Below are 5,977 nucleotides of genomic sequence, written 5' to 3'. Positions count from 1 at the left end.
CGCACCACGGTCCCAGGGCGGGTGGAGTTGATCATTTGTCCGCTGCTCAGGTAGATCCCGACGTGGTAGATCGTGGCATCGTGTCCGGGAGCTGTGGCGTAGAAGACGAGGTCACCGGGCTTAAGCGCGTCGGGGCCGAGGCTGGCCGGGATCCGCTGTCCGACACTGGCCTGGCTGGCTGCGAGGCGCGGCAGGTTGATGCCGACTTTCGCGTACGCGTACTGGGTCAGTCCGGAGCAGTCGAAGCCTTTGATGCTTGCACCGCTCTTACCGCCGGGCGAACAGCAGATGCCGTACGACGTGCCGCCCGCGTTGCCGCCGCCCCACGAGTACGGCACTCCCCGCTGGGAAAGCGCTGCCTCGATCACGGTGCGGGCCTTCCCGGAGACGTTCTTCAGGTCCGGGCCCGTGGCGGCGGCGGTGTACTGGTCGATCCAGCCCTGCACGCCTGCTACGTACTCGCTCGAGTGGTTGTACTGCCAGATTGCGGACTTCAGCTGCGAACCCTTGCTCAGGTCGCGGCCATTGCCGCACAGGTAGATGGCGGCGCCGAGGGCGGCGTCGTCGGCGTTGTGCGGGTCGGCCGCCCTGTCTCCGTTGGCGTCCTCGCCGATCGACAGCCAGGTGGAGGGGAGGAACTGGAACGGGCCGGCGGCGCGCTCCCCGGTTGCGGTGCCGTCCCACTTGCCGCCGTCGGTGTCCGGGACGGCGGTGGTGTTGTCGCCGGCACCGGAGCCGTTGAGGAGTACCCCGTAGATCCTGGGGCGGATGTCACCGTTATCCGCGATGTTCCTGCCGATCGCGTGGTTGGACTCGACCTTGGCGATCCCGGCGAGGATCGGCCAGCGCATACCCCGGCACGTGGGTACATGCTTCCCGACCTGCTGGGCTGCCTTTTTGTAGGCGGTCAGCATCCGCGGCGGGATGTCCGCAGCACTGCCGCTTTCGGCCATCCCCCCGTCCTCCTGTGCACCCGTCGCCAGCGCGACATAGGCGCTGATCGCGTTTCCCGCCGGCGCGGCACAGCACACGGCGGCGAACATCAGCAGCGCCACCATGCATCCCCACCGCCTCCCGCGGCGCCTGGGCGGCCTCACTCGCCTTCACCGCCCTCGTCGGCCTGCTCCCGGCGCCGGCGTTGGGCGTCGGGCCCGGTGCGCCGCATCAGCTCCTGCATCCGGGCCCGCGCTTCCTCCCGTGCCTGGCTACGCGGGCTTCCCCCACCGGGAAGAACCGGCCCGCCGAGATCGGGCCGAGGCTCGGGTGCAGGACCGCCCGCCGACGCGGTCGGCCGTGCGAAGGTGGAGGCGGGGGCGGGGCGGCCCGCAGACCGGTTACGGGGTGAAGGCCCTGCCGGTGTTGCCGGGTGGTGGGGAGCGGACGGAGTCGCTGTGGTCGGCAGGCGGCGACTGGCGAACGGCCCGGGGCCGTCGGTGTCAGCGGTGCGGTTCCGCAGGACTTGGGCTGCGTGGCGTCCCGTGTCTGTCCAGGCCCGGCCGTCCTCACGGAGGGTATTGCCCCACACTCGCACCTGCTGGCGGGCGTCTTGGGAGTAGCGCGAGCCCGCTGACCGCGCGTGGCGAACATTGGCAGGCAGACCGATTGTTGACCCGTAGGCGGCTCTACCGCCCCGGTTGAGGATGCGGTAGCCGCGGAAACGGACCAGCCGGTTGTGCGCTCGGGTCGACAGCAACGGGCGGTCGCTGTTCTGGTCATGCAGCACCTGGCCGGTGGTGCGGTCGATGACCTGCCCCTGCTTGTTGCGGTACCGATCGCCCGGGCCGGAAGGCCTACGCGGCCCCATGCCGCCTGAACCACCCTCCCCGCCGTCCCCGCCGTCCGACGGGCCACCGATACCCAAGTCGCTGTCGGCGGTCGGCTTGCGCCACTTGGCCATCTGCTCCTGGTCCGGCCGGCGACCGATCAGCAGCCAGTGCGCGCCCTTCCCACCGAGCCGGGCACCCAGCCCGCCCACCACGGCGGCCGCGGTCAGCGGGGCGAGACCGCGCCCGGCTTCGGCCGTGGCATCGGCGAGGATCCTTCCGGTGTCCATCGGCATGCCCGCGCTGTCGACCAGCGAGCTGAGGGCGCCCATCAGCCGATGCCGGGTGCCCAGCATCCCGTATCTGCCGCCGCCTCTGCCGATGAAGGCGCGCAGTCCTCCGCCGTATCCGCCCAGCCCGGCCGGGGAGTTCATGGCGAGGGCGGCCCCGAGCTCGGAGGTGTCGCCGGGCAGGTGGGTGCCGCCGACCTTGGTGTAGCGCATCCGCGTGGCCATGCGCCGCCCGAAGGACGAGATCCCCGTCAGCAGGCGGCGGTGCCCGGCCGCGCCGGCGATGGCGAGGACGTCGATGAGCAGGATCCGCTCCACCATCAGGTCGGGCCCGTTGGTGATGGTGGCGTCGATGGCGATCCCGAAGAACGGGATGAACGCGCAGATCCCGACCACGGCCAGGACCGCGATGCCCCACAGGGACAGCCACTTCCACACGCTCTGGCGTGCGGGACCGGGCAGCATGCCCGCGACGAAGGTGACTCCACCGACGGCCGCGGCTCCAGCGCAGATGCCCTGGGTGCCGAGCAGGATGATGGCGCTGGACAGCAGCATGCCGCAGATGAACAGTGCGGCGATCAGCAGCGGGAAGGCGCCGCCGAGCCGCCAACAGGTGGGCTTTTCGGCGTAGGCGGCGCACGACTGGCCGACGGGGCCTGCCTTCTTCAGGTCGGCGAGGAATGCGGCAAAGGCCTGGTCCTCGTCGGTGACGATCGCGTTGGAGGCGTCGAGGAGCTCGCCTCCGGGTGTGAACTCCGGGAGCTTTGTGCTGCCGCTCGGTTTGCCGTCGACGTCATGCTCGCAGTACTGCTTGGCCGGCCCGTGGACCAGGCTGCAGGCGTCTTTCGCCTTGTCCGACGGGGTCGAGCTGGGCAGGTACCCGCCGGTGACCCACTTCAGATGGACGGCGTAGGCCTTGCGGTCAGAAGCCTTGGCGGGGTCGAGGATGCGGCCGTATTGAAGGAGCATGTAGGGCTTGACGATCAGGGCGTTGGTGATCGAGTCCTGGAGGGGGCGGGCCACCTCTGCCGCGGAGACCGGCCCCTCGCCCTGCAACTGCTCACACTTGATCTCGGCGTTGCCGGCCATGCCCTCGCACGGGTCGTAGCTGGCGAGTTTGCCGCCCCAGTCGTAGGAGTTGACGCTCTGCTGGGCGACCTCGGCGGCCACCTGCTGGGACTGCCCCAAGGGTCCGTCCGGGCCGAGCAGCGTGTCGGGGCGGATGAGAGCGGACGCGGCGATCGCCCCGATGAGCAGAGTGAGGAAGATTTCGCCCAGGCCGCGGCCGACCCGCCCACGCACGATCATGAATCCGGCGAAGACGAACGCCCAGGCCAGCAACAGGCCCTTGATCCCGAGCGTGTCGACGACCACATGGTTGTAGGCGTCGGCGACCTTCTGCGCCGGGCGGATGAGGATCTTCAGCAGCGGGAACCGGAAGGCGACCTCGATTGCCCACCCGGCCAGGCCGACCAGCAGCCGGATCAGGGTGAACAGCCCGGACAGGGCGAAGGCCAGGGCCTGCGTCTTGAAAGCGACGATGGAGCCGCCTGAAGCGTTCAGGTCGTACCCGTCGATCGGCACGCCCTCGGACGAGTCGATGTTCAGCGGGGCCAGCAGGTCTCCGGTCTCGCTGTTGCTGCCGGCCGCGTACACGACCTGGGTGTTGACCAGGAGAAAGGTGCCGGTGAGGAGCACGACGAAGCCGGCGGACCGCAGGGTCGCGCGGCCTGGACAGAAACGGAACACGTCAGTGCCGCCTTTGCCCAGTGGCGGACCGCAGCCGCCACACCATGAGACCGCCCACACCTGCACCGGCAGGCACCAGCCTCCACGCGCCACTGGGCACGTTGTGCTGGCCGGTCGATGCGGAGCTCGTGGCGTCGCGCTCGCAGTACGCCTTGGCCGGGCCGACGATCAGGCCACACGGATCACCCTCTACGGAGCGGGTGTCGGCGGCGAAGGCCCGCCCCGTGTGCGGCCACCACCCCTCCGGCACGCCCACCCCGAGGGCGAGAACGACTGCGGCAGCCACGAGGGCGATCACGGTGAAGACGCTCGCGGCGGCGGCGACGCGCCGGAAGCGGTCCCAAGAAGACGTAGTCATTTGACGTTTTCCTTTGGACGGGTCTCCACGGCCTCACCGACAAGCGGCTCCGGCGCGGAGGGCGGGGCAGCGCTCGCGCGGCGGCCTGGCGTGGTGGTGATGGACGTGCTGATGCGGGCAATGCGGGGGATGGAGACCTTGATGCGGCCGGTGTTCTGCCGCGGACAGGTCAGCAGGAACTCGCCCTCCCGGCCCTTCTGGCCGACAGGGGACAGGCCAGTGGTCACCAGCCGCAAGAGCTCAGGGTCGTTCGGGTCGAGCCCGACGAACTCCAGGCCGCGTCGGGCACGTTCGCGGTCGGCGGTGCGGGCGAGCGCGCGGTAGGCCATCAGGCCACGGTCAGGGCCGAGTTCCTCGGCGTCGTGCGATCCCGCCAGGAGGCCGGCGCCGTGCTTGCGGCCGTCGTGGAGGATCTCGTGGACCAGCGCAGTGCCCTCGGCCGAGCTGGTGAGCCAGTACAACTCATCCAGGACCACCGCGGTGAACCGCTCGGGGTCCTCGAACGCGGTCTGCCGGGCGATCGCGGCGATCAGGTAGAGCACCGCACGCCCGATCAACGCCTCCAGCGGCTGCTGCTGCAGGACCTCCGGCTTGTCGAACGCGGCCTTCGGCGGCAGCTTCAGACCGGTCGTGGTGATCACGATCATGTCGGTGGTGCTGGAGGCGTCCAGCCGCACCGATGGCAGCGTCGGGTCGAAGACCATGCGGGCGAGGGAGTTGGTGGAGACGACGCGGATGAGATTGGCGAGGGTGGCGGCCGCGTCCTGCCGCTTGCCCGCCTGGCCGACGGCGATCTCCTCGAGGACCTCAAGGACGCGGTGCATGGACGGTTCCGGACTGGCGGCGGCCTGCTCGACTGCGTGGTGGAGGACCTCGCCGCCTGTGCTCATCGGGCCGATGCCGAGTTGCAGGGTGAGGTAGGACAGGGCGTAGTGGCGGCCTTCCGGGCCGTCGAACATGCGCAGGGGGTCGATGGACACCTCGGCCTGGGCGGCGTCGATGATCTGGACGCGGCCCTTGGCGGCGGTGCGGGCGAAGGTGGCCCACTCGCGGACCGGGGTACGGTCGATGCAGATCGCGCAGCCACCACGTGCCCACACGGCTTCGGCGATGAGTTTCTGCAGGACGCTCTTGCCCGCGCCGAGATCCCCGACGATGCCCATGGACGCGGATGCGTCGACCTTGGGCGCGTCTGCCACGTTGATCATGACGGGGCGGGTGGTGCCGCTGTCCAGGTCGATGCCGAGGAACATCCCGTTGGGGTCGCCGACCTCCGTGGTGGTGAAGGCGCCGGAAAGCGCCCAGTCCTCACTGATCTGGTGTTGGGTGAACTCCCGCACCACGCCAGGCCGCACGGTGCCGGGCAGCCCCAGAGTGAACAGGGCCTCCTGCAGTCCTGCCGGGCGCACGGCCCGGTAGTCGGCGCCGCCGAGTAGCGCGGCAAGGGCGCGGGCCCGAGCGTCGCAGACGGCGGCGGTCGGCCCCCACACCGTCAGCACGGTCACCGACTGCACCTCGACCTCCACGCTGGTGCGGGACAGGCGGGCATCCAACTCGCCCAGGTCGCGGGCGGCCTCGGTCAGGGACGCGGGCATGCCGGTGGGCCGGGCGTCGTACTGGTCGGCCTGGTCGATCAGCTCGTTCTTCTTGCGCCGCACCTGGTCGCGCGCTTTCTCCGCCGGCACCAAGGTGAGGTCGACGGTGTAGTCGACGGGAAAATCGAGCATCTCCAGCTGAGCGAACAGATCCGCCGCATCCTGGCCGACCGCGGGCGGGCACTCGGCCAACGCCAACTGCGCCTGATAGCCGACTCCCGC

4 protein-coding genes are annotated in these 5,977 nt (G+C 70.3%); all 4 read right to left on the bottom strand.

The window, feature by feature from the left end:
- On the bottom strand, nt 1-1,058 hold a 1,058-nt coding region (locus VXC91_RS41390; RefSeq protein ID WP_329512520.1), incomplete at its 3' end, for a C40 family peptidase.
- Nucleotides 1,059-1,093: 35 nt separating this feature from the next.
- Nucleotides 1,094-3,802, bottom strand: coding sequence for a hypothetical protein (locus VXC91_RS41385; RefSeq protein ID WP_329512519.1), 2,709 nt, complete (start codon nt 3,800-3,802; stop codon nt 1,094-1,096).
- A gap of 1 nt (nt 3,803) precedes the next feature.
- The gene (locus VXC91_RS41380; protein WP_329512518.1) at nt 3,804-4,160 is read right to left on the bottom strand and encodes a hypothetical protein; all 357 of its coding nucleotides are present in this window, start codon (nt 4,158-4,160) and stop codon (nt 3,804-3,806) included.
- Nucleotides 4,157-5,977 (bottom strand): ATP-binding protein (locus VXC91_RS41375; protein ID WP_329512517.1); only part of this gene is annotated, 1,821 nt, incomplete at its 5' end. The genes VXC91_RS41375 and VXC91_RS41380, both read right to left, overlap by 4 nt.

Source organism: Streptomyces chiangmaiensis, assembly GCF_036281785.1.
GTDB classification, from domain to species: Bacteria; Actinomycetota; Actinomycetes; order Streptomycetales; family Streptomycetaceae; genus Streptomyces; species Streptomyces chiangmaiensis.
Note: the sequence above shows the minus strand (reverse complement) of the source record. Positions and strands in the feature narration are given on the sequence as shown.

Excerpts from the sequence above, each read along its gene's own strand:
- VXC91_RS41380 (WP_329512518.1), bottom strand. The coding sequence starts at position 4,160 with ATGACTACGTCTTCTTGGGACCGCTTCCGGCGCGTCGCCGCCGCCGCG.